At 68.9% G+C, this 21,804-nt stretch carries 19 protein-coding genes and 2 tRNA genes; 6 read left to right on the forward strand and 15 right to left on the reverse strand.

Annotation, left to right across the window (positions count from 1 at the left end; translation table 11 throughout):
- Positions 1-73: 73 nt before the first annotated feature.
- Positions 74-886, reverse strand: coding sequence for a DUF881 domain-containing protein (locus ACWDEX_RS05910; protein WP_450461967.1), 813 nt, complete (start codon positions 884-886; stop codon positions 74-76).
- A 139-nt stretch (positions 887-1,025) separates the two neighbouring features.
- On the opposite strand from ACWDEX_RS05910, the gene crgA reads away from it, so the two are divergent.
- Positions 1,026-1,280 carry a cell division protein CrgA gene (gene crgA, locus ACWDEX_RS05915; RefSeq protein WP_450461968.1) on the forward strand — a complete coding sequence of 85 codons (255 nt, stop codon included), beginning with the start codon at positions 1,026-1,028 and terminating at the stop codon, positions 1,278-1,280.
- Positions 1,281-1,585: 305 nt separating this feature from the next.
- Here crgA and ACWDEX_RS05920 read toward each other — a convergent pair whose 3' ends face one another.
- Both ACWDEX_RS05920 and ACWDEX_RS05925 read right to left on the reverse strand, forming a co-directional pair.
- Entirely contained in the window at positions 1,586-2,503 is a 918-nt protein-coding gene (locus ACWDEX_RS05920; protein ID WP_450461969.1) for a rhomboid family intramembrane serine protease, read from the reverse strand.
- A 98-nt stretch (positions 2,504-2,601) separates the two neighbouring features.
- On the reverse strand, positions 2,602-3,135 hold the full coding sequence (locus tag ACWDEX_RS05925; protein ID WP_450461970.1) for a peptidylprolyl isomerase: 534 nt from the start codon (positions 3,133-3,135) through the stop codon (positions 2,602-2,604).
- Between the two features lie 472 nt (positions 3,136-3,607).
- On the opposite strand from ACWDEX_RS05925, the gene ACWDEX_RS05930 reads away from it, so the two are divergent.
- The gene (locus tag ACWDEX_RS05930; protein WP_450461971.1) at positions 3,608-4,306 is read left to right on the forward strand and encodes a DUF5324 family protein; all 699 of its coding nucleotides are present in this window, start codon (positions 3,608-3,610) and stop codon (positions 4,304-4,306) included.
- Positions 4,307-4,746: 440 nt separating this feature from the next.
- Here the strand turns inward: ACWDEX_RS05930 and ACWDEX_RS05935 are convergent.
- A tRNA-Ala gene (locus ACWDEX_RS05935) sits at positions 4,747-4,819 on the reverse strand.
- Positions 4,820-5,001: 182 nt separating this feature from the next.
- Between ACWDEX_RS05935 and ACWDEX_RS05940 the strand changes: the two genes are divergently transcribed.
- A complete protein-coding gene (locus ACWDEX_RS05940) occupies positions 5,002-5,550 on the forward strand; it encodes a DNA-binding protein (protein WP_450461972.1) in 549 nt (182 codons plus the stop codon).
- Positions 5,551-5,636: 86 nt separating this feature from the next.
- Positions 5,637-7,331: a serine/threonine-protein kinase gene (locus ACWDEX_RS05945; protein WP_450461973.1), complete on the forward strand. Its 1,695-nt coding sequence runs from the start codon at positions 5,637-5,639 to the stop codon at positions 7,329-7,331.
- A gap of 7 nt (positions 7,332-7,338) precedes the next feature.
- Here ACWDEX_RS05945 and ACWDEX_RS05950 read toward each other — a convergent pair whose 3' ends face one another.
- On the reverse strand, positions 7,339-8,682 hold the full coding sequence (locus ACWDEX_RS05950; protein ID WP_450461974.1) for a hypothetical protein: 1,344 nt from the start codon (positions 8,680-8,682) through the stop codon (positions 7,339-7,341).
- Positions 8,683-8,944: 262 nt separating this feature from the next.
- Positions 8,945-9,073, reverse strand: coding sequence for a DLW-39 family protein (locus ACWDEX_RS05955; protein WP_003999697.1), 129 nt, complete (start codon positions 9,071-9,073; stop codon positions 8,945-8,947).
- A gap of 348 nt (positions 9,074-9,421) precedes the next feature.
- Between ACWDEX_RS05955 and ACWDEX_RS05960 the strand changes: the two genes are divergently transcribed.
- Complete coding sequence (locus ACWDEX_RS05960; protein WP_450461975.1) at positions 9,422-9,793, forward strand: DUF6344 domain-containing protein; 372 nt, start codon at positions 9,422-9,424, stop codon at positions 9,791-9,793.
- 250 nt (positions 9,794-10,043) lie between these two features.
- Here ACWDEX_RS05960 and ACWDEX_RS05965 read toward each other — a convergent pair whose 3' ends face one another.
- The 3 genes from ACWDEX_RS05965 to ACWDEX_RS05975 form a co-directional block, all read right to left on the reverse strand.
- Positions 10,044-10,220, reverse strand: a complete 177-nt coding sequence (locus ACWDEX_RS05965; RefSeq protein WP_450461976.1) for a hypothetical protein — start codon at positions 10,218-10,220, stop codon at positions 10,044-10,046.
- Positions 10,221-10,347: 127 nt separating this feature from the next.
- Positions 10,348-11,565, reverse strand: a complete 1,218-nt coding sequence (locus ACWDEX_RS05970; protein WP_450461977.1) for a serine hydrolase domain-containing protein — start codon at positions 11,563-11,565, stop codon at positions 10,348-10,350.
- A gap of 624 nt (positions 11,566-12,189) precedes the next feature.
- The gene (locus ACWDEX_RS05975; RefSeq protein WP_450461978.1) at positions 12,190-12,588 is read right to left on the reverse strand and encodes a hypothetical protein; all 399 of its coding nucleotides are present in this window, start codon (positions 12,586-12,588) and stop codon (positions 12,190-12,192) included.
- A gap of 360 nt (positions 12,589-12,948) precedes the next feature.
- Here ACWDEX_RS05975 and ACWDEX_RS05980 point away from each other — a divergent pair, with 360 nt between their 5' ends.
- Positions 12,949-13,971, forward strand: coding sequence for a tyrosine-type recombinase/integrase (locus ACWDEX_RS05980; protein ID WP_450461979.1), 1,023 nt, complete (start codon positions 12,949-12,951; stop codon positions 13,969-13,971).
- A 70-nt stretch (positions 13,972-14,041) separates the two neighbouring features.
- Here the strand turns inward: ACWDEX_RS05980 and ACWDEX_RS05985 are convergent.
- From ACWDEX_RS05985 to recF, 6 genes are all read right to left on the reverse strand, one after another.
- Positions 14,042-14,118: transfer RNA gene (locus ACWDEX_RS05985), tRNA-Ile, on the reverse strand.
- Positions 14,119-14,284: 166 nt separating this feature from the next.
- The gene (locus ACWDEX_RS05990; RefSeq protein ID WP_450461980.1) at positions 14,285-14,956 is read right to left on the reverse strand and encodes a DUF3566 domain-containing protein; all 672 of its coding nucleotides are present in this window, start codon (positions 14,954-14,956) and stop codon (positions 14,285-14,287) included.
- Positions 14,957-14,975: 19 nt separating this feature from the next.
- Complete coding sequence (gene gyrA, locus ACWDEX_RS05995; protein WP_450461981.1) at positions 14,976-17,570, reverse strand: DNA gyrase subunit A; 2,595 nt, start codon at positions 17,568-17,570, stop codon at positions 14,976-14,978.
- A 42-nt stretch (positions 17,571-17,612) separates the two neighbouring features.
- Positions 17,613-19,694 (reverse strand): DNA topoisomerase (ATP-hydrolyzing) subunit B, encoded by a 2,082-nt coding sequence (gene gyrB / locus ACWDEX_RS06000; RefSeq protein WP_450461982.1) that lies wholly within the window; start codon positions 19,692-19,694, stop codon positions 17,613-17,615.
- A gap of 377 nt (positions 19,695-20,071) precedes the next feature.
- Positions 20,072-20,605, reverse strand: a complete 534-nt coding sequence (locus ACWDEX_RS06005) for a DUF721 domain-containing protein (RefSeq protein WP_450461983.1) — start codon at positions 20,603-20,605, stop codon at positions 20,072-20,074.
- Positions 20,602-21,759, reverse strand: a complete 1,158-nt coding sequence (gene recF / locus ACWDEX_RS06010; RefSeq protein WP_450461984.1) for a DNA replication/repair protein RecF — start codon at positions 21,757-21,759, stop codon at positions 20,602-20,604. The genes ACWDEX_RS06005 and recF overlap by 4 nt, the downstream gene beginning before the upstream one ends.
- Positions 21,760-21,804: the final 45 nt, after the last annotated feature.

Here is a 21,804-nt window from a genome sequence, read left to right on the forward strand (position 1 = left end):
CGTGACGGAGAAGGCACCCGGACACGGCGACCGGACTCACCGGGTCCCCCCGGCGGCCACTGCTCCGGGCCTTCTACTTCACGGGCTCGGCGTAATGCAGATCCACGGCGCCCGAGTAGCCGGGAAGAGTCGCCGTCCCGTCCTCGGTGACTTTCCAGCCCAGGCCGTAGACGTTGACGTACACCATGTAGTTCTGGATCGCCGGCGAGGCGGCGAGAGCCTTCTGGAGCTCGTCCGGGTCCCCGACCGCGGTGATCGTGTACGGGGGCGAGTAGACGCGGCCCTGGAGGATCAGGGTGTTGCCGACGCAGCGCACCGCGCTGGTGGAGATCAGCCGCTGGTCCATGACCTTGATGCCCTGGGCTCCGCCCTGCCACAGGGCGTTCACCACGGCCTGCAGGTCCTGCTGGTGAATCACCAGGTAATCGGGCTGAGGCTCGGGGTAGCCGGGGAGCTTGGCAGTGGCGTTCGGCGGGGCGTCGTTCAGGGTGACGGTGACGGCCTTGCCCGTGAGCTTATGAGTGCCCGCGTTCTTCTGGAGCGCAGCAAGCCGCGCTCGATCGGCCTTGCTGGTGCCGCCGCCGGTGCTTTTGGCCAGGGCCTCGACGTCATCGCGCAGCGCGGCGTTCGCCCCGTCGAGCCGGGCGTTCTTGTGGCTGCGCTCGTGCACGAGGTCGGAGAGCTTCAGCAGCGAGGAGTCCGTGCGGATGTTGGTGCCCTTGGCCGTGTTGAAGCTCGTGAAGAAGATGAGCCCGGCGAGGGCGAAGACACCCACCGTGAGCACACGCACGGGCCGGAACCGACGCGTGGGCGAGGACGCGGGCCCCGTTTCCGAAAAATCGGACGTACCGGAACCCCCCTGGGGCGAGTCGGCCGTTTCGCTCACGTACCCTTATCTCCTTCGGCGCCTCGGAAGCACTACGCTAACGGACGCCCGGGGGAGCGCTAATGTCCCCTTGTACGCTGCCCCGGAGCCCGCCCCGTTCCCTGCGCGGCCACGCAGCGCATCGACAGGAGAGACTCTCGTGCCGAAGTCACGTATCCGCAAGAAGGCCGACTACACGCCGCCGCCGTCGAAGCAAGCGGCGACTGTCAAGCTGGGCAGCCGCGGCTGGGTCGTACCGGTCATGCTGGCCATGTTCCTCATCGGTCTCGCCTGGATCGTCGTCTTCTACGTGACCGATGGCTCCCTACCGATCCACGCCCTGCGCAACTGGAACATCGTGGTCGGCTTCGGATTCATCGCGGCGGGGTTCGGCGTCTCCACACAGTGGAAGTAGCAGGTCCGGTCCGTCCGCGGCCGGTTCTGCCCACACGCCGTACCCCGAGTTATCCACAGCACTGTCCACAGGACGCCAGGTCAGTGGAAAAAGAACGACGATCTGTGGATAACTCATCGAGGCCTTGACACCGGTATGACGGAATCACCGGGCCCCGCAAAAACGTTCGCCCCCTGTCTCACCTGGGAAATCTCCGGTCGGTGACAGGGGGCACGCGTGTTCCCGGGGACACACACAAGATCCACCGGTGGCCTGTGGACAACGCTGGGTACAACCTCGGGCTACGGCCTGTGCATACCTGCCACTCAGGTGAGCTGGGCAGTCCTCAGCACTGTCATGACGACCACCGCGAGCAGCACCACCGCACACACCCCGTACTGGACGAGGGCCCGCCGCTCGCGTGGCGCGTGAACCATCGCGTAGCCGACCACGACACCGCCGACGAGTCCGCCGACGTGCGCCTGCCAGGCGATGTTGCTCAGCCCGAAGGTGAAGATCAGGTTGATCACCAGTACGGCGATGACCGGACGCATGTCGTAGTTGAGCCGGCGCATCAGTACGGCGGTGGCGCCGAGGAGCCCGAAGATCGCGCCGGAGGCGCCGAGCGAGGGCTGGTTGGGCGCGGCGATCAGATAGGTGAACGCGCTGCCCGCCAGCCCGGCGGAGAAGTACAGCGCGAGAAAGCGGGCGCGGCCCAGGGCCGCCTCCAGCGGGGCGCCGATCCACCACAGGCTGAGCATGTTGAACAGGATGTGGAGAAAGCTGTGGCTGTCGTGCAGGAACATCGCGGTCAGCAGCCGGTACCACTGGCCCTCGGCGACGCCCTCTATCGAGCCGAGCAGCGGGACGTAGGCCTGGCCGAGGAGTTCGAACCGCTCGGTGAAGCGGTCACCCACGGAGAGCTGGACCAGGAAGACGGCCAGATTGATGCCGATCAGCAGCTTGGTGAGCAGCCGGGGGTCGGCGGTGACGGTGCCGCCCGCGAGCGTACGCGGCCGGGAGGCGGCCGGGGAGTGGCCCGTGCCGGAGCCACCGCGGACGCACTGTGGGCACTGGAAGCCCACCGATGCGTTGACCATGCACTCCGGGCAGATGGGGCGCTCGCAGCGGGCGCAGCGGATGCCGGTCTCTCGGTCCGGGTGCTGGTAGCACACCGGCAGTTCCCTAGCGCCGTGCGGTCCCTGGTTCTGCGGGTCCTGCGGGCTGCGTGGCGCCTGGTCCATGCGGTTCCCTCACTTCTCCGTACGACGGGGTGCCCCGCCCCTCCTTGTACGGATGGGCGGGGCGCTTTTGTTCCCTCGTGCGGTGTGGCCCGTGGGGCTCAGCCCTCGCGGGTCTCGATGACGACGGATTCGATCACGACGTCGTTGACCGGGCGGTCCGTGCGCGGGTTGGTCTGGGTGGTGGCGATGGAGTCCACGACCTTCTTGCCGGCCGCGCTGGTGACCTCGCCGAAGATGGTGTGCTTGCGGGTCAGCCAGGCCGTCGGCGCGACCGTGATGAAGAACTGCGAGCCGTTGGTGCCGGGGCCGGCGTTGGCCATGGCCAGCAGGTAGGGCTTGTCGAAGGCGAGGTCCGGGTGGAACTCGTCCTCGAACTGGTACCCCGGGCCGCCGGTGCCGTTGCCCAGCGGGTCGCCGCCCTGGATCATGAAGCCGCTGATCACCCGGTGGAAGACCGTGCCGTCGTAGAGCTTCTTCGTGGACTTCTCGCCGGTGGCGGGGTCGGTCCACTCACGCTCGCCCTTGGCGAGCTCGACGAAGTTACGGACCGTCTTGGGCGCGTGGTTCGGCAGGAGCCGGATCTCGATGTCGCCGTGGTTGGTCTTCAGGGTGGCGTAAAGCTGCTCAGCCACGATCTGCCTTCCGTTGTCCTCTGTGACTCCCAGATCCTCGCACGGGACGGGCGGTGCGTCGCCCGGCCACGGCAGCTCGGCACGTATCCGACGGGGATCCCGTGGTGCACAGGGAGGTGGATACCGGTTCTGGGCTCGTTGGAGGCCTGGTCATGGACTCCGGGCGCGCGGAAATCCGGTCGAGTGCTGCTGTCACGCGGCGCGGCGCGACGATCCGTGGCATTGTCGTCGGCGAAGCTCCTGTTGCCCCGTATTCGTCTGCTTTTACACGTGATCAGGCATTGTGCCTGATCGTCCCGATCGTCGCTCACCTGGATTCGGAGCGGATTCGCCCCTGGTCGGAGTGGATTCGCCCCCGGAAGACCCCGTGACCCGGATGCCTGGCCTCGCATGCCTGGTAGCCCTGTGCGAGGCATGATCCGTAAGAGGCTGGAAAGTCGAAATACCGTACGCCACCGAGGAGGAGGAAGCCGTGACCCGCATCGACAGCGTGCGCGCCGCGACCGGCTCGGCGAAGGACAGCGTGCTGCACGCCGCGGAAGTGGTGGCGCCGTACGCCGACACGGCCAAGGACATGGCGGCGCATTATGCGCACGAGGCACGTGTCCGTCTCGCGCCGAAGATGTCGCAGGCCGCCGAACAGGCCCGCGTCCAGTATGGCGCCCGTCTCGCCCCCCGCCTGGTACAGGCCCGCACTCATGTGCCGCCCAGGATGGACCAGGCGGCCCAGGAAGCTGCCGCCTATACCCGTAAGGCCGCCCGGCAGGCAGCGGAGTATTCCCGCCCGAAGATCGAGCAGGCGGTTGCCGTCGCCGGTCCTGTACGGGAGGAGGCCGCGGCCCGTAGTGCCGCGGCGCTGGCGGCGCTGCGCGGCCAGGTCTCGCCGCAGCAGATCCAGAAGCTGGTGCGCCGGCAGGAGCGGCGGGCCCGAGCGGCTCGCGTCGCGAAGGGTCTGGCGGTGCTGGGCGTGGTGGTCGGCGGTGCCTTCGCCGCCTGGAAGTGGTGGGACAAGCAGGCCAACCCTGACTGGCTGGTCGAGCCGCCCGCCGCGACCGAGGTCCCGCAAGGCGACCGTCTGGCGTCGGTGGACGGCAGCGGGCCGAGCGCGCTGGACCCTGAGGTGCAGGCGAAGCAGGCCGACGACGAGGGGGAGGACGACGACCGCCTCTGAGCCCGTTCCGGACACCCTGGCCGGGTTCCAACCACGTCGTGGGGCAGGAGACTTGAGGTCTTCTGCCCCACGGCGTCGTTTCACGTGGAACACCGCGGGCCTCGTGGGCGACGGCCACTGTCGCGGGGGCGTTTACGCCTTACTGTCTCGATGACGTTTGCAACGCACTTCCTGTGCGAGTTCCGTGGAGACTTCCTTTACGGAATGCATCCTTCTGCTTACACATCCTCGGACATACCAGCCCGCACAAGGCTCGTCGCGCCACCCTGCATCGCCCTCCGCCCCCGCCGGACACTCGTGCGAGCGCTGCGGACCTCCCGGCCGCCCCTGGCCGTTTGCGCAAAGAATGGCAACGACTGCAAAGGGTTTTGTGTGACACGGATCACCGCACACGAAAAACCGGTCAGCCGCCGCGAAGGGCACCTGACCGGTCCGAGGTGTGGAGCCTAGGGGAGTCGAACCCCTGACATCTGCCATGCAAAGACAGCGCTCTACCAACTGAGCTAAGGCCCCGGAGGAGATGCGTCCGGCCGGTGCTGACGCGGACCGGCAGGCGCTGCGGACCAGCGTACCGGGTCTTCCCCTGGATCTCACAAAAAGAGGGGGGGTCCCCGTGGACAACCACTCTCCGTAAGATGCTCGTCGTGGTTCGCTACAGCGAACCACGGTATTTGGGGAAGCGATGGGGAGACGCAATGGACGCCGCACAGCAGGAAGCCACCGCAAGAGCGCGGGAGCTGCAGCGGAACTGGTACGGGGAGCCGTTGGGGGTGCTCTTCCGTAAGCTCATCGACGATCTCGGTCTCAACCAGGCCCGTCTTGCCGGTGTGCTGGGGCTGTCCGCTCCGATGCTGTCGCAGCTGATGAGCGGTCAGCGCGCCAAGATCGGCAATCCCGCGGTGGTCCAGCGGGTGCAGCTGCTGCAGGACCTGGCGGGGCAGGTGGCGGACGGCAGTGTGAGCGCGGCCGAGGCGACCGAGCGGATGGACGAGATCAAAAAGTCGCAGGGGGGTTCGGTGCTCAACAACACCACGCATTCGACGAACAGTTCGGGCGCGCCCACGGTCAAGCGGGTGGTCCGCGAGATTCAGTCGCTGCTGCGCTCGGTGGCGGCGGCTGGGGACATCATCGAGGCGGCGGACACCCTCGCCCCGACCCACCCGGAACTGGCAGAGTTCCTCCGGGTGTACGGCGCCGGCCGCACGTCCGACGCGGTCACCCACTACCAGTCCCACCAGAACTGATCCGGCGTCTCGGCCGCCGGGGGCTCTCGCGCCGGGGGTGCGCGGGAGTCCTCACCGCCGTCCGGAAGGGGGAGCGACGCACGACCATGGGTGAGGTCTTCGCCGGACGGTACGAACTGGTCGACCCGATCGGGCGCGGGGGAGTCGGGGCGGTCTGGCGCGCATGGGACCACCGCAGGCGCCGCTATGTGGCCGCGAAGGTCCTTCAGCAGAGCGACGCCCACGCGCTGCTGCGGTTCGTACGCGAGCAGGCGTTACGGATCGACCATCCTCATGTGCTCGCGCCCGCCAGTTGGGCCGCGGACGACGACAAGGTCCTGTTCACCATGGACCTGGTCGCCGGGGGCTCGCTTGTCCATCTCGTCGGGGACTACGGCCCGCTTCCTCCGTCCCTCGTGTGCGCTTTGCTCGACCAGCTGCTGTCCGGGCTCGCCGCCGTGCACGCGGAAGGGGTCGTGCACCGGGACGTCAAGCCCGCCAACGTGCTCCTGGAGGCCACCGGCACCGGCCGGCCCCGGCTGCGGCTGTCGGACTTCGGCATCGCCATGCGCCTGGGCGAGCCGCGGCTGACGGATACCGACTACGTGGTGGGAACGCCCGGTTATCTCGCGCCCGAGCAACTGATGGGCGCGGAACCGGACTTCTCTGCCGACCTGTTCGCCGTGGGGCTGGTCGCGCTGTATCTGCTCGAGGGCGCCAAACCGGACGCCAGGGCACTGGTCGAGTACTTCGTGGCCAACGGCACGCCAGGGGCTCCGCGCGGCGTTCCCGGGCCGTTGTGGGAGGTCGTGGCGACTCTGTTGCAGCCGGACCCGGCCGCGCGGTTCCGCACCACCACGGGGGCGCGCAAGGCGCTCGCCGCGGCCGCGGAGCTGTTGCCGGAGCCGGGCCCCGTCGACGAGCAGGTGGAGATCTTCGACCAACTCGGTCCGCTGCCGCCCGGGTTCGGCCCCGAGGGTCCTTCGCGTACGGCGTCGGGGGTGACGGACGGCCCCGCACCGACCCCACTCCAATCGTCGGGCACGGTCGCGGGCCGGGCGGAGGCGATACCGCCCGGTGGGGCGAGTGACGTTCCCCGCCCTCCGCACGCCGCCCCTTCGACGGCAGGCACATCCGGCGCCGCGACCAGCCACTCGAACGCGGCGGTACCGGCTACCGCTCCGCCGCCGCACACCCCGTGGACGGGCAGCGGCCCGGCACGGCTCGCGGCCGGCCCGGTGCCACCGCCGCCGGCCACCGCTCCTTCGCCCCCCGGCACCGGCGCGTCCACCCCGACAGTCCCCCGTCCCGGCACGTCCGCAGCCGTACCCCCGCCTCCCGCGGGCCGACCACAGCCCGCGCCCGTCGTCGTACCGCCCAGGCCCGTCGTCGATCCCCCGCCACCCACGCAGCCACCCACGACGCAGCACACCGGGAGCTTCCCCCTGCCGCCGCGCGAGGCGCTCCCTACGTCGCCTCACCCGCCCGAGCAGCCTCCCGTACCGCCCGCCGGTGTCGTTGCCCATCCGGCTCCCACGGCGGCCTCCCACCCCTCGCGGCACGACCCCGCGCGCATGCCCTCCGCCGGTCCGCCCACGGCGCCGGCGGCAGCCGTACAGCGATCCGCCCACGCGGCCGCCGTTCCGTCCCCACAGGCCCACACGCGGCCGCAGGAGACCGCGCGGCACCGCCGCAGACCCGTCGCCCGGCGCCCGGGGCCACCGGCGAAGCTCGCCGTCCCCGTCCTGCTCCTCGCGCTGGCCTGCTTCGCGGTGGGGTTCTGGGCTCTCGCCCGGATCTGAGCGGCGGTCAGCCGGCCCACCGGCGCGCCCGCCGCCGGGCGGCCGCCGTCCATGCCCCGAGCCACAGGACGAGAACGCTCCCGGTGCCGATCCCGCACACGGCGACCAGCTTCATCGTGCGACTGTCCCCGCCCACGCCTGCGGCATCGGCCCGCGGTGCGTGGCCCGCCGACGTCGCGGAGCCGTCCTCCGCGCCGCCCCGCGCCGTCCCGGCCGCCGCCTCCTCCCGGTCCGCCGCCGTCACCTCGAACGCGTCGCCCGGCACGGGCCGCCCCGCGTACGCCGGGCCGGACTGCGGTGTCCCGCTCACCCGCACCCGCAGCGTCAGCCCGTACGGCCGGTCCCCGAACCTGTCCGCGACGGGTGCGCCAAGGTGCACGACGAGGTAGTACCAGCCCGCGAACCGCATACCGCTCGTCCGGTTTCCCGGGACTTCGCGGTTGGCGTGGTCTACGGGGGGCAGCGGGTCGAGCACGGCCGAGGTCTGGGCGCCGCTGTAACCGGCGCCGGCATCGTCCACCTCGGCACGGACCGGGTTGTACAGCGACATGGCCAGGGCAGTGCCCACATAACCCTCGCCGCCGGTGGAGCTGCCCATCTCGGCGGTGGCGGACAGTCGCTGGCCCCAGTCGACGGGGACCTTGTAGAAGAGGGTCTGCCCGGGGCTGATCGTGTCCTGCCAGACGCCCTGCCCCAGGGCGCTCGCCGAGGCGAAGCCCGCCCCGCCCGCGCGGCGCGTGGCGTCGCCCAGGACGGACTCGGGAGTCGCGGAGTCCCAGGCGGGTGGCGTGGTCGTGGCGGCCTGCCGTAGGGCTGGTTCGGAGACATAGTCCAGCTCCAGGTCCCAGTCGCCATGGGCGGCGCCCAGGCCGCGCCGCTCGACGACCATGTAGTACGACCCCGCCCCCTTGCACACATAGGTGCCGGGGCCAGTACCGCGGGAAGCCCAGGCGGCGACGGGGTGCGGACTGCGGGTGGGGCCGACGTAGGTGGTCCCGGAGGAGCAGGTGGTGCCGCGGGCGTCCTGGACGGACACCTTCAGGCCGTCGGAGGAGGACACCGTCGCCCCCGCCCGGGGGACGGCCGTCGCGGAGACGTACACGGTGGCGGTGGCGTCCAGTTCGAGGCGGTAATAGCGCTTGCCGTCGGCGGGCAGGGCGCTCCTGTAGGTGTGTCCGGGATCCAGGCGTACGGCGTCCGCGGTCCCTGGGGCGCCTTCGACCGCCCTGGCGTCACGGGCGAAGGCGTACGGGAACGGTGTGCCGTCCACAGTCGCGGAGACAGGCGCGGCACGCGCCGGAAGCGCCATGGTCGCGCCGACCGTCGCCACCGCGCCCAGGGCCACCGCCACGCGTGCCGGCGTCCGGCGGCGCCACCGCGCCCCGCGTCCCGCCTCCGTGCGCCGCCCCCTCACACTCCACCCCCTACGGCCTACGTCCCGGGCCCGGCCCGCCGCCCATCCTGCCCCGCGCACCACGACGGCACCGGTGCTTTGCGTACGTGCGGCCGAAACTTCTCCTCCACGGCGCTTGCGCCCCGCGTCTGAGAGACAACACAAAGCCCCGACCGCCGCTGCGGTCGGGGCCTGCTCTGAACCTTTTGTCTGTCGGAACTCACGAACCCGTGGGCACGGAGTCAGTCGCCTCCGTCCACAGATCCTGCTCGGCGCGATCCGCCTGGATCTGGCGGTACACGAGGAGCCCGCCGATGGCGGCCAGTGCGACCAGGAGAAGCTTCTTCACCGCGCGACCTCGTCTTTCCTTGACGTAGGGGACCTCTGGCGCCCGACTATACACACCGATCGATATCGATCGGTGACCTGCATCGTCTCCCCAACTCCGGTCCGGCACAGCGCTTTACGGCGTATGACGACCGGACGGTGCCGCTCCGGACTCCAGGTGATCGCAGGCGACAGACTGTGATCTTCGCCGCTCTCCCCGCCTTTTCCTGAGTTTTCCGGGTCTTTTGCGCCCATCAGAGTGGTGTTCATCCGAAGATCGATACGCCGCGGGCGTCGGTCCACCACTTCGGAACCCTCATACACATCATGAGGAAAGTACGCAAATCGCCCGACCCGAAAGTGAGGGGCCATGACCAGGAACAAGGTCATGACGCTGTGGACCGCCTTCGTCACCGCCTTCCTTGCACTGTGCACCGCGCTCGGACTCATCACCACGGCCGCCGCGGCGGCGGTACCCCAGCCCCAGCCGGAGCACAACAGCAGCACGCGTCTGACGCCACCGAGGCCGAAGCCGCCACTGCAACGCAGAACGGCCCGTGAACGGTCCCTGCCCCCCACAATGAAGCAACGCATCCACGCGGAAGCCCACAACACCATCCCGGCCTGTCGCCACCGCCCACTCATGGACATCACCGCAGGGGAACCGCTTCCCCCCTCGGTGCCCCGGCCCCGCAGCGAGCCCCCCAACCCTTTCAGGCGGACGGCGCGCCTCCAACTGTGATCCACCCCCCCTCCCCCTGCGGGAGGCCCTGAAGGCTCCAGCGGCGAACTTGCGTACCAAGCCCCGCACGGTGAACGGCCCGGCACCTGTTTCCAGGTGCCGGGCCGTTGTTGTCGGCCTTCGCCGACGTCACCAGCACATCAAGATCCGCGACCGCCACGGTTCCACCACTCCGGGCGGCCTGCCCGGCACCGCGGCCGCGCGGTCCCGGGCTCTGCCCTGCGCACCGTTCACTGATCGCCTGTCGCGGTCACGCGGGCCCGGTGTCGTCCATCCGCTCGCCCTCCGCCTGGGACGGCTCGGTCCTGGGCACGTCCGGGTGCTGTTCCACAGCCGAACGCTCGGCCGGCTCGTCGCGCTCGCCCTCGGCCTGGGACGGGGTGTGGGAGTAGAGCCAGGTGTCGTAGTCCGAGGCTCCGGTTTTCATGATGGCCTCCCTCGGTCGCTCACCTCCCATGGTCCTCCCTGGACGGCCGCCCGGCGAGACCAGGACGCCGCGTCGCGCCGGGGACCGGGCCTTGCTCGGTTCTCCACCGTGGTCGCCACCCCTTTGATCAGGATCGGTTACACAGGGCGTGGTCGATCAGTGCGTTGGTCGCCTTGTTGAGGGTGGGCAGGTCCGGCATGGTCGAGGTACTGGTGATGGAGACGGTTACGGCGCGACGGCCGTCTGCTGTGACGGCGGGCCGGGTGTAGACGCCGATTCCGTCGCCCTCGTGTGCGTAGGAGTAGCCCCCGCACGACAGCGGGATCTTTCGCAACCCGAGGCCGTAGTCGCCCAAGGGCTGTTCCTTGACATCCTCGGGGTCGTCGGTGCGTACGACCGTCTGTCGCATCTCGCGCCACTGCTCGGCCGGCAGGAGTTCTCCGCTCGCGAGAGCGCGGAAGAACGTGTTGAGGTCCTCGGTGGTGCTGACGATGCCGGAGTCGGCGGTGTGCATGTAACTGTTGTCGGTGATGTCCAGCGAGGTGCCGGGTCCGGTGCTGAGGGAGACGCGTACGTGCGGTGCGGGCAGGAACGGGTTCGCTCCGGGTATCACGGTGTGACGCAGGCCCAGCCGCGCGATGATGCGGTGCTCGACCAGCTCGCGCCAGTCCGCACCGCCCGCCTTCTGCGCGATCATCGCCGCCAGCAGGTAGTTGGTGTTGGAGTAGGACCAGCGGGTACGGCCACCGGGCTGCGGGACGAACAGGGGCCGGTGCCGCATCGCGATGGCTACAAGTTCGGCGGGCGGAGTGGCGTTGTAACGGTTGGCGTCGAAGTCCTGCAGCATCCCTTGTACGCCGGGGTCATCGGTGTAGTTGAACAGACCGCTGGACTGCCGCAGCAGATCCCGCACGGTGATACGCCGTCCGTCGTTGCCGTGACCTGCCACCACTCCGGGCAGCCAGTGTTCGACGGAGTCGTCGAGCGACAGCCGTTTCTCGGCGGCGAGTTGGAGGACCACGGTGGCAACGAACGTCTTGGTGGTGCTAGCGATACGGAACTCCGAGCCCCATGGCACAGGCGCCGTCGAACCGGCGGCAGCGGAACCGGCTCGGGCTTGCAAGGGCCCACCCGGCGTATCGACCCGTGCCACCACGTTCACCTCTCCTCCGCCCGCCTGCCGGACGGCGGCGACATCGTGCCGCAGCTGGGCAGCGGAGTAGCCGGTCGAGCCCGACCGGGCCGACGCCGCCGGTGCGAGGACCGCTGCCGCCAGCGAGCCGACGACCAGCAGGGCAGTGGCGGTAAGTGAGGTGCTGCCGAACGACTTTGCGCGTGTGGCCATGTGCCGTCTCCTCCGTGGGCTTCTTCAGTGCGACCGGTGATCAGTCAACTCGGCGTCGGCGTGCTGGGACATACGGGAGACCACCATGCGGGGAGTGGGGAAAACCCCCACCGGAGCCTCGGCGCCGGGGGACGGAGACGTGCTGCGACCTTGCCGAGCCGTTCGGCGTCGGGCGGGCCGCCACCACCGCGGGCGGGAAGTACGGCACACACTCACGGCGAAGAGGAAACGTACAGATGGCGCGCCCGGTGGGGAGCCGCCTTCTGGGCGATCAACGCCGACGACACCTGAAGCCCGGCCCGGGCCACGCAAAAGCAGAGCAGGCACCGCCCGGGTGGGAAGCGCCTGCTCTTTGCGATCTTCATCTGTGGGGCTAACAGGATTTGAACCTGTGGCCTCATCCTTATCAGGTCGATCACAGGGGACCGTCGAGGTCGGTTAACCGGGCCTGCGCCTCGGCCGATCGTCCACTGAGGTCCGGCGCCGACCGTTGCCGTTCGCGCTTGTTGGTGTCAGCCGCTGGTGTCAGCCGCCCCACGTGGCCTTGACAAGCAGCTAGCGCGCTCCCCTTGATACGGGCACGCAACGGGTACGCGGCCAGGGATCTCTTGGCGCTGTGCCACTTCAGCAGGACTCGTCAATCAGCAGCAGGATTCGTCCATCCTCTGAGGCGAACTTGAAGGCGCAGTAGAGCGGTTCCTTCGGCCACTCGGGACCTTCGACCTTGCCGCCGGGACCCTCGTAGCGTCGGCTGGCCGTCTCCCAGACTGCGGCGCGCTGCTCGGCGGACACATCCTCCAGCTGAGTACTGCCTCCGCGTCCCAACACCATGAGGTCGGCACTGACCGCCAGTCGTCGGGCGACTCGTACATCCAGTTCTTTTCCGGTCAGGTGCCAGGTACCCCCGGCCCAATCGTCGATCACGCCGGTGTTCACGACGGAGAGCCAGACCTCATGAGTGCTCCCGGGGTCCAGAGAATCCATGATCTCTTTGAAGGTTGCGCGATGCTCGCCCTTAGCCATGGACCTAGTCTGGACTGCATCCATGGCTAAGGGCGGGTTGGTCCCCCATTGCTGCACCCGCATCCTTCCGCTACCCACCACCCGCCCCAGCTCCCATCCCGTCCGCCGTCGACCCACACACCGTGGAGCGGGCGTGGTTCAGGGCGTCCAGGTGGAGCGCGCCACTGTACGAACGACCTGGACGCCCTGGGCCGCGTCTGCTCGGCTCTGCCTGGGTCGACGGTGGACGGGATGGGAGCTCCCCGCGCACGCCACCACGGACCCGCAGTCGGCGGCGGCGCCCCCGCTATCCCGGTGCCGGCCGATCCCCCGCCGGAGGCATTGCCTTGACCGCGGGCCGCTCTATGCGGTGATTGACTCATGGCCACCGGCCCTATCCACACGTGGGCGCGCGTCGGCGCAGCGCGCGCGGAGCGGGCCGAAGGCAGGAGCGCAGCGCGGAGCGCAGCCGGGCGCCTTGAGCACATCGTGGAGCCGGAACGCGAGCACAACACGTACGTAAAGTACGAGTCCAAGGTCCGGCTGTACTTGCTGCCGCATCTGGGCAAGAAGCCCTTGGTGAAGCTCACGCCTGCCCAGCTCCGCACGTTCATGGCGGCGCTGAAGCGTGAGAAGGTCGGCGCGGCCACCCGCTTCGAGGTGCTCCGCGTCCTCCGGAACGCGCTCAACCGGGCCATCCGTGAGGAGCTGCTGACGCGCAACGTCGCGCTCCTGGTTGACATGCCCAAGGTCGCCAAGGACAAGGGCAAGGCGTGGAGCGCGCAGGAGGCCGTCACGTTCCTTCGCTCGGTCCGCGCTCACCGCCTCTACGCGGCCTGTGTGCTCGTCCTCGTCCTTGGGCTCCGCCGCAGTGAGGTCCTGGGCCTGCGCTGGCAGGACATCGACTTTGGGGCGGGTCAGTTCACCCCGGTCAAGCAGGTGCAGCGGGTCAAGGGCGCCGGCCTGGTCCTCAAAGACCTCAAGACCGAGTCCTCACAGGCCGTGCTCCCTCTACCGGAGTTCTGCGCCCGCGCGCTGGAAGAACGGCGGGAGCTGCAAGAGCTGGAACGGAAGATCGCCGGTGACAACTGGTTGCAGGAGCCGGGCCATGACCTGATCTTCTCCTCAGAGCATGGCGGCATGATCGATCCGGTGGGCTTCTCCCGCACATTCGATCGCCTCGTCAAGCGGGCCGGCGTCCGCCGCATCACGGTCCGGCTCGCCCGGCACACATGCGGCACTCTGCTGGCCTTCCTGAAGGTGCACCCCAAGGTGGCCCAAGCGATCCTTCGCCACAGCCAGATCAGCATGACCATGGACGTCTACACGCACGTGGTCGGCGAGAGTGAGCGGGAAGCCGTCGCGATGCTCGCCGAGCTGCTGGAGGACCCGCTCATCGGCTGATTCGGCGCTGTTGGTGTCAATCGTGGGTGTCAAAAGACCCCCGGCCCTAGTGGGCCGGGGGTCTTTTCGCTGGTGGGGCTAACAGGATTTGAACCTGTGGCCTCATCCTTATCAGGGATGCGCTCTAACCAACTGAGCTATAGCCCCGCCGCGCTTTGCGGTGTGTCCCGCGCGCTGACTCCTGAAGATTAGCGCACGACGTGGGAAGTCCCAAAATCGATAGTCGGCGCCGGGCTCCTGGCACCCGGACGTCAAAAGAGCGCACCCCTGACCGGGATGCGCTCCGGCCGCCCGAAGGGCCGCCCCCGGCCGGCTACTCGTCCTCCGCCAGGGTCAGCTCGACACCGCCCACGAAGCCTGCCGAGATGTTGTAGATGAACGCGCCGAGCGTCGCGAGAGCGGTGGCCAGGACGACATCGATGACCGCGATGATCGTCGTGAAAGTCAGGACGCGCGGCAGCGACAGGAACGACTGGAGATCGAAGCCGTTCGACTCGCTCGAGCCGGTGGCCTCCGAGATCGTGCTGCCGACCGTCGAGAAGACGCCCATCGCGTTCATGACCATCCACAGCACCGCCGCCGCCACGATCGTGCAGATGCCCAGCGCGATGGAGAGCAGGAAGCTGACCTTCATCACCGACCACGGGTCGGCCTTCGCCACCCTCAGGCGGGCCTTGCGGGTGCGGGGCGTGGTGCGCGCACCGGTCCGCGGACGGCGCACGGCGCCCGCCGGCTCCGCCTGGTAGGCCTGCGGCGGGTGATAGGCCCCCCTGGGCTGCGGCTGACGCTCCCCCGGCAGTGGGGAGGCGTGCTGCGCCTCGCCCGCCGGGGCCGCGTACCGCTGGGCCTGCGGGCCTCGGGTGTCCGTCACAGTTCCCCCCTGGGATCCATGAAAGTCATGGGAGCTTGTCGAGTCCGTGGCGGAGCCACGGCCGCCGCCGTCCGTGTCCATACCGGTCGATCCGGCGCCCGTGGCTCCGCTCACGCTGACTCACTTCCTCGTGCTACTCGGCCGAGGGCGCCTCGCCCTCGTCCGTGCCGGTGCTCGCGGCACCTTCGGCGGTCTCGTCCACGGCCTCGTCGCCGTCGACTTCCTCCGCCTCGCGTCCCGCCTCGGCGTTACGAGCGATACCGACCACGGCATCGCGCTTGCCCAGGTTGATCAGTTGGACGCCCATGGTGTCACGGCCCGTCTCCCTGACCTCATTGACTCGCGTACGAATCACACCGCCGGACAACGTGATGGCGAGGATCTCGTCGTTCTCCTCGACCACCAGCGCGCCGACGAGCGAACCGCGGTCCTCGACGATCTTGGCGGCCTTGATACCGAGGCCACCACGCCCCTGGACGCGGTACTCGTCGACGACGGTCCGCTTCGCGTACCCGCCGTCGGTGGCAGTGAACACGAACGTACCGGGTCGGACAACATTCATCGAGAGGAGTTCATCGCCCTCGCGGAAGCTCATCCCCTTCACACCCGAGGTGGCGCGGCCCATCGGGCGCAGGGACTCGTCGGTCGCGGTGAACCGGATCGACTGGGCCTTCTTGCTGATCAGAAGCAGATCGTCGTCGGCCGAGACCAGCTCGGCCCCGATCAGTTCGTCGTCCGAACCGTCCGGCATCTCCCGGAGGTTGATCGCGATGACACCGCCGGAGCGCGGCGAATCGTAATCCTTCAGAGGCGTCTTCTTGACCAGGCCGCCCTTGGTGGCGAGCACCAGGTACGGCGCTGCCTCGTAGTCGCGGATCGCGAGGATCTGGGCGATCGCCTCGTCCGGCTGGAAGGCGAGCAGGTTCGCGACGTGCTGGCCGCGCGCGTCCCGGCCGGCGTCGGGCAGCTCGTAGGCCTTCGCCCGGTAGACACGGCCCTTGTTGGTGAAGAACAGCAGCCAGTGGTGCGTGGTGGACACGAAGAAGTGGTCGACGATGTCGTCTTCCTTGAGCTTCGTGCCGCGCACGCCCTTGCCGCCGCGCTTCTGTGCGCGGTAGTCGTCGGTCTTGGTGCGCTTGATGTAGCCACCTCGGGTGACCGTGACGACGATGTCCTCCTCGGCGATCAGGTCCTCGATGGACATGTCGCCCTCGAAGGGCACCAGCTGGGTACGGCGGTCCTCGCCGTACTTCTCGACGATCGCGGCGAGCTCCTCGCTGACGATGCCGCGCTGGCGGACCGGGGAGGCGAGGATCTCGTTGTACTCGGTGATCTTCGCCTGGAGCTCGTCGTGCTCCTGGACGATCTTCTGCCGCTCCAGGGCCGCAAGGCGCCGCAGCTGCATCTCGAGGATCGCGTTGGCCTGGATCTCGTCGATCTCCAGGAGGCCCATCAGGCCCGTGCGCGCGACGTCGACGGTCGCACTGCTCCGGATCAGCGCGATGACCTCGTCGATGGCGTCCAGGGCCTTCAGCAGACCGCGCAGGATGTGGGCGCGCTCCTCGGCCTTGCGCAGCCGGAAGCGGGTCCGGCGGACGATGACCTCGATCTGGTGGGTCACCCAGTGGCGGATGAACGCGTCCAGCGACAGCGTGCGCGGCACGCCGTCCACCAGCGCCAGCATGTTGGCGCCGAAGTTCGTCTGCAGATCGGTGTGCTTGTACAGGTTGTTCAGGACGACCTTGGCGACCGCGTCCCGCTTGAGGACGATCACCAGGCGCTGGCCCGTACGGGAGGACGTCTCGTCGCGGACGTCCGCGATGCCGCCGATCCTGCCGTCCTTCACCAGGTCGGCGATCTTCTGCGCCAGGTTGTCCGGGTTCACCTGGTAGGGGAGCTCGGTGACCACCAGGCACTGGCGGTTCTGGATCTCCTCGACCTCGACCACCGCACGCATCGTGATGGAGCCACGGCCGGTGCGGTAGGCCTCCTCGATGCCCTTGCGGCCCACCACCAGGGCGCCGGTCGGGAAGTCCGGGCCCTTGATGCGCTCGATGAGCGCGTCCAGCAGCTCCTCGTGCGAGGCCTCGGGGTTCTCCAGGCACCACTGGGCACCGGCCGCGACCTCGCGCAGGTTGTGCGGCGGGATGTTGGTCGCCATACCGACCGCGATACCGGCCGAGCCGTTGATCAGCAGGTTCGGGAAGCGGGAGGGCAGGACGGTCGGCTCCTGGGAGCGGCCGTCGTAGTTGTCCGTGAAGTCGACGGTCTCCTCGTCGATGTCGCGGACCATCTCCATCGACAGCGGCGCCATCTTGCACTCGGTGTAGCGCATGGCCGCCGCCGGGTCGTTGCCCGGAGAGCCGAAGTTGCCGTTGGAGTCCACCAGCGGCATCCGCATCGACCACGGCTGCGCGAGGCGCACCAGGGCGTCGTAGATCGAGGAGTCGCCGTGCGGGTGGTAGTTACCCATGACGTCACCGACGACACGGGCGCACTTGTAGAAGCCGCGCTCGGGGCGGTAGCCACCGTCGTACATCGCGTACAGGACGCGGCGGTGGACGGGCTTGAGGCCGTCCCGGACGTCGGGCAGCGCACGGGACACGATGACGGACATCGCGTAGTCCAGGTACGAGCGCTGCATCTCCGTCTCGAGCCCGACAGGCTCGACACGCATCGCGAGTTCGCCGCCCTCTTCGGGGGTGACGGGGGTGTTCTCGTCGGTCATTGCTGGTGAAGATCCTTCCTGGTGCGGTCAGCTGAGACCGACTCAGATGTCGAGGAAGCGGACGTCCTTGGCGTTGCGCTGGATGAACTGGCGGCGCGCCTCGACGTCCTCGCCCATCAGGACCGAGAACAGGTCGTCGGCCTGCGCGGCGTCGTCCAGGGTGACCTGGCCGAGGACCCGGTGGTCCTGGTCCATCGTGGTCACGCGCAGCTCCTCGGCGTTCATCTCGCCGAGGCCCTTGAAGCGCTGGATGGAGTCGTCCTTGATGCGCTTGCCCTGCTGTCGGCCCTGTTCGACAAGGGCGTCCCGCTCACGGTTGGAGTAGGCGTACTGGAAGTCGTCCCTGCCCCACTTGATCTTGAACAGCGGAGGGCGGGAGAGGAACACATGCCCCGCCTCGACCAGCGGCCGCATGAAGCGGAACAGGAAGGTCAGCAGCAGGGTGTTGATGTGCTGGCCGTCGACGTCGGCGTCCGCCATCAGGATGATCTTGTGGTAGCGGAGCTTCTCGATGTCGAAGTCCTCGTGCACGCCCGTACCGAAGGCGGAGATCAGCGCCTGGATCTCCTGGTTCTGCAGGATCTTGTCGATCCTGGCCTTCTCGACGTTGAGGATCTTGCCGCGGATCGGGAGGATCGCCTGGTACTCCGGGTTGCGGCCGGACTTGGCCGAGCCACCGGCGGAGTCACCCTCGACGATGAAGATCTCGCACTTGGTGGGGTCGTTGGACTGGCAGTCCGACAGCTTGCCGGGCAGGGACGCCGTCTCCAGCAGGCCCTTGCGGCGGGTGAGGTCGCGGGCCTTGCGGGCCGCCACGCGCGCGGTGGCCGCCTGGATGCCCTTGCGGACGATGTCCGCGGCCTCCACCGGATTGCGGTCCAGCCAGTCACTGAGGTGTTCGTAGACCGCCTTCTGCACGAAGGTCTTGGCCTCCGTGTTGCCGAGCTTGGTCTTCGTCTGGCCCTCGAACTGCGGCTCGCTCAGCTTGACCGAGATGATCGCCGTCAGACCCTCACGGATGTCGTCACCGGTGAGGTTGTCATCCTTGTCGCGCAGCAACTTCTTGTCCCGCGCGTACTTGTTGATCAGGGAGGTCAGCGCTGCGCGGAAGCCCTCTTCGTGGGTACCGCCCTCGTGGGTGTGGATGATGTTCGCGAAGGAGTACACGCCCTCGCTGTAACCACTGTTCCACTGCATCGCGACCTCGAGGGACAGGCTCTTGTCCTTGTCCTCGGCCTCGAGGTCGATGACCGTGGGGTGTACCACCTCTCCCTTGCGGGAGTTGAGGTACTTCACGAAGTCGACGATGCCGCCCTCGTAGTGGTACGTGACGGTCTTGACTTCGCCCTTCTCGTCCGCCCCGGCCTCGTCCGCCCCGGTGACGGCCTTGGCCTCCTCACGCTCGTCGGTGAGCCGGATCGTCAGGCCCTTGTTGAGGAACGCCATCTCCTGGAAGCGCCGGGACAGCGTCTCGAAGGAGTACTCGGTGGTCTCGAAGATCTCCGAGTCCGCCCAGAAGGTGACCGACGTGCCAGTCTCCTCGATCGCCTCGTGCTGGGCCAGCGGTGCCGTCGGGACGCCCATTTTGTAGTCCTGCGTCCAGCGGTGACCATCGGTCTTGACCTCGACGGAGACCTTGGACGAAAGAGCGTTCACGACGGAGACGCCGACACCGTGCAGACCGCCGGACACGGCGTAGCCGCCGCCGCCGAACTTGCCGCCCGCATGCAGCACGGTCAACACGACCTCGAGGGCCGGCTTGCCCTCGGAGGGCACGATGCCCACGGGGATGCCACGGCCGTTGTCGACGACGCGTACACCGCCGTCGGCGAGGATCGTCACGTCGATGGTGTCCGCGTAACCGGCCAGCGCCTCGTCGACCGAGTTGTCGACGACCTCGTACACCAGGTGGTGCAGACCGCGCTCACCGGTCGAGCCGATGTACATACCGGGTCGCTTGCGGACCGCGTCCAGACCCTCGAGGACGGTGATGGCGCTGGCGTCGTACGAGGCTGCCACCTCGCCGTTCGAGGCGATGGCGTCGTTCACGTCGGCGTCGGTGGACGGGATGTTCTCGTTGGGGTTGCCGGAATCGGCCACGAAGCGCCCTTTCTGGCACAGCACGAGCCAGGCTCCTGGGGTGCCCCCTCGGGGGAGGGTTGCCGGAGCGGCTGCGGCATGTTGCGTTGGTAAGCCTTGATCAGCGTTGCTCAGCTTTTCCCGGACGGTCCCCACGTATGGGGCGGGATTGCCTTCCAGTCTACCGGTAGCGCCGACAGTGATGGGGGTTTGCCGGTACCTGAGTACGCATGTGCCGCCCTCAACCGGTCTCGGCCGACTCCCCATATGCGGAACGGGGCTCCAAGAGCCCCTGAGCGGCACTCAGCGCTTCCAGCTGTCAACCCTTGGCTACTTCGGAGTCAGGTCGATCTTCGTGACCACGCGCCGGCACGGTGAAAGGACCGCCGATGCCCGGTCCGGCGGCCTTTTCGTGATGTCGGTCACCCGTAGGTGTCACCCGGTCCCGTGCTCCCGGGGGCGCGCAAGCGGCCGAAGCGCTGGGCGGGGCCGCCGGGGCCGTGGACCTTGATCAGCCGGACCGTGCCGTGTCCGAGGTCCTCATTGAGGCGCGCGACCAACTGCGGAGCCAGCAGCCGCAGCTGCGTCGCCCAAGCCGTGGAATCACACGTCACGGTCAGGACGCGTTCGTCCTCGTCGTACCGCTGAGGAACGCAGTGCTTGGCGAGATCCTCGCCGACGATCTGCGGCCAGCGGCCCATCACACCGCCCACCGCGGCCGGGGTCTCCCAGCCGCGCTCGGTGATCAACCGGTTGATGGCCGCACCGAGCGCCATCGGATCGCGGCGGTCAGCGCGTGCGCCGGAGCGCAGTCCGCCGCGCCGTGCCTGTTTCTTCTGCTGCGCCGCGTCCCCACGCGCGCGTGCCTGTTCCTTCGCGGCCCTGAGCGCCACCCGCGCGAGGTCCACACCCGAGAGCTCCGGGGTCTTCTTCGGGGCGGGTTCGTCGGTGCTCATGCGCGCTCCACCGTGCCGTCGGACACTGCGTACCGCGTCCCCGTCAGGACATGCGGTACGTCGTCGTCGACCGCCGCGGTCACCAGGACCTGCTCACCGGGTGCTACCAGCTCCGCCAGACGCTCGCGGCGGCGGGCGTCCAGCTCGGCGAAGACGTCGTCGAGAACGAGCACCGGCTCATTGCCCTCCGCACGCAGGAGGTCGTACGACGCCAGGCGCAGCGCCAGCGCGTAGGACCAGGACTCGCCGTGGGAGGCGTACCCCTTGGCGGGCAGCCGGCCGAGGCCCAGCAGCAGATCGTCCCGGTGCGGTCCCACGAGGGTGACACCTCGCTCGATCTCCTGCTTCCGGGCGTCGGCGAGAGCGGTCATCAACTGCTCGTAGAGGGCCTCGCGCGTGTGGGCCTCACCGGGCGCGGACGGCTTGTACTCCAGGACGACCGGGCCGCCGCCGGGAGCGAGTTGCTCGTACGCCTTCTCGGCGAGCGGCTGGATCGCGTCGATCAGATCGAGGCGCTGCGCGAGCAGCTCGGCACCCGCGCGCGCGAGGTGCTGGTCCCAGATGTCGAGCGTCGACAGGTCTGCCCCCACGCTCGAATCCGTTCGCGCGGGAGGTGCCCCCCTGCGCCCCCCGTGCCGGCGGGCCAGCGCGGCCGTTTTGAGAAGGGTGTTGCGCTGCTTGAGGACCCGGTCGTAGTCGGAGCGGACACCGGCCATGCGCGGGGAGCGGGCGGTGATCAGTTCGTCCAGGAAGCGGCGGCGCTCGCCGGGGTCGCCCTTGACCAGGGCGAGGTCTTCCGGCGCGAACAGCACGGTCCGCACTATGCCCAGCACGTCACGTGGTCTGACCTGCGAGGACCTGTTGATGCGGGCACGGTTGGCCTTGCCGGGATTCAGCTCGAGTTCGATCAGTTGCTGGCGGTCGCCCTGACGGACGGCGGCCCTGATGACGGCGCGGTCGGCGCCCATGCGGACGAGGGGGGCGTCGGAGGAGACGCGGTGGCTGCCGAGGGTGGCGAGATAGCCGACCGCCTCGACGAGGTTCGTCTTGCCCTGGCCGTTGGGGCCGACGAAAGCGGTGACGCCCGGGTCGAGCGGCACTTCGACCCGGGCGTACGAGCGGAAGTCGGCCAGCGACAGGTGCGTGACATGCATGGTCGTTCGCCGACCTCCCCGAGGGTTGTGGACCGCCGGGCGGTC

This window comes from Streptomyces sp. NPDC001020 (assembly GCF_053599115.1).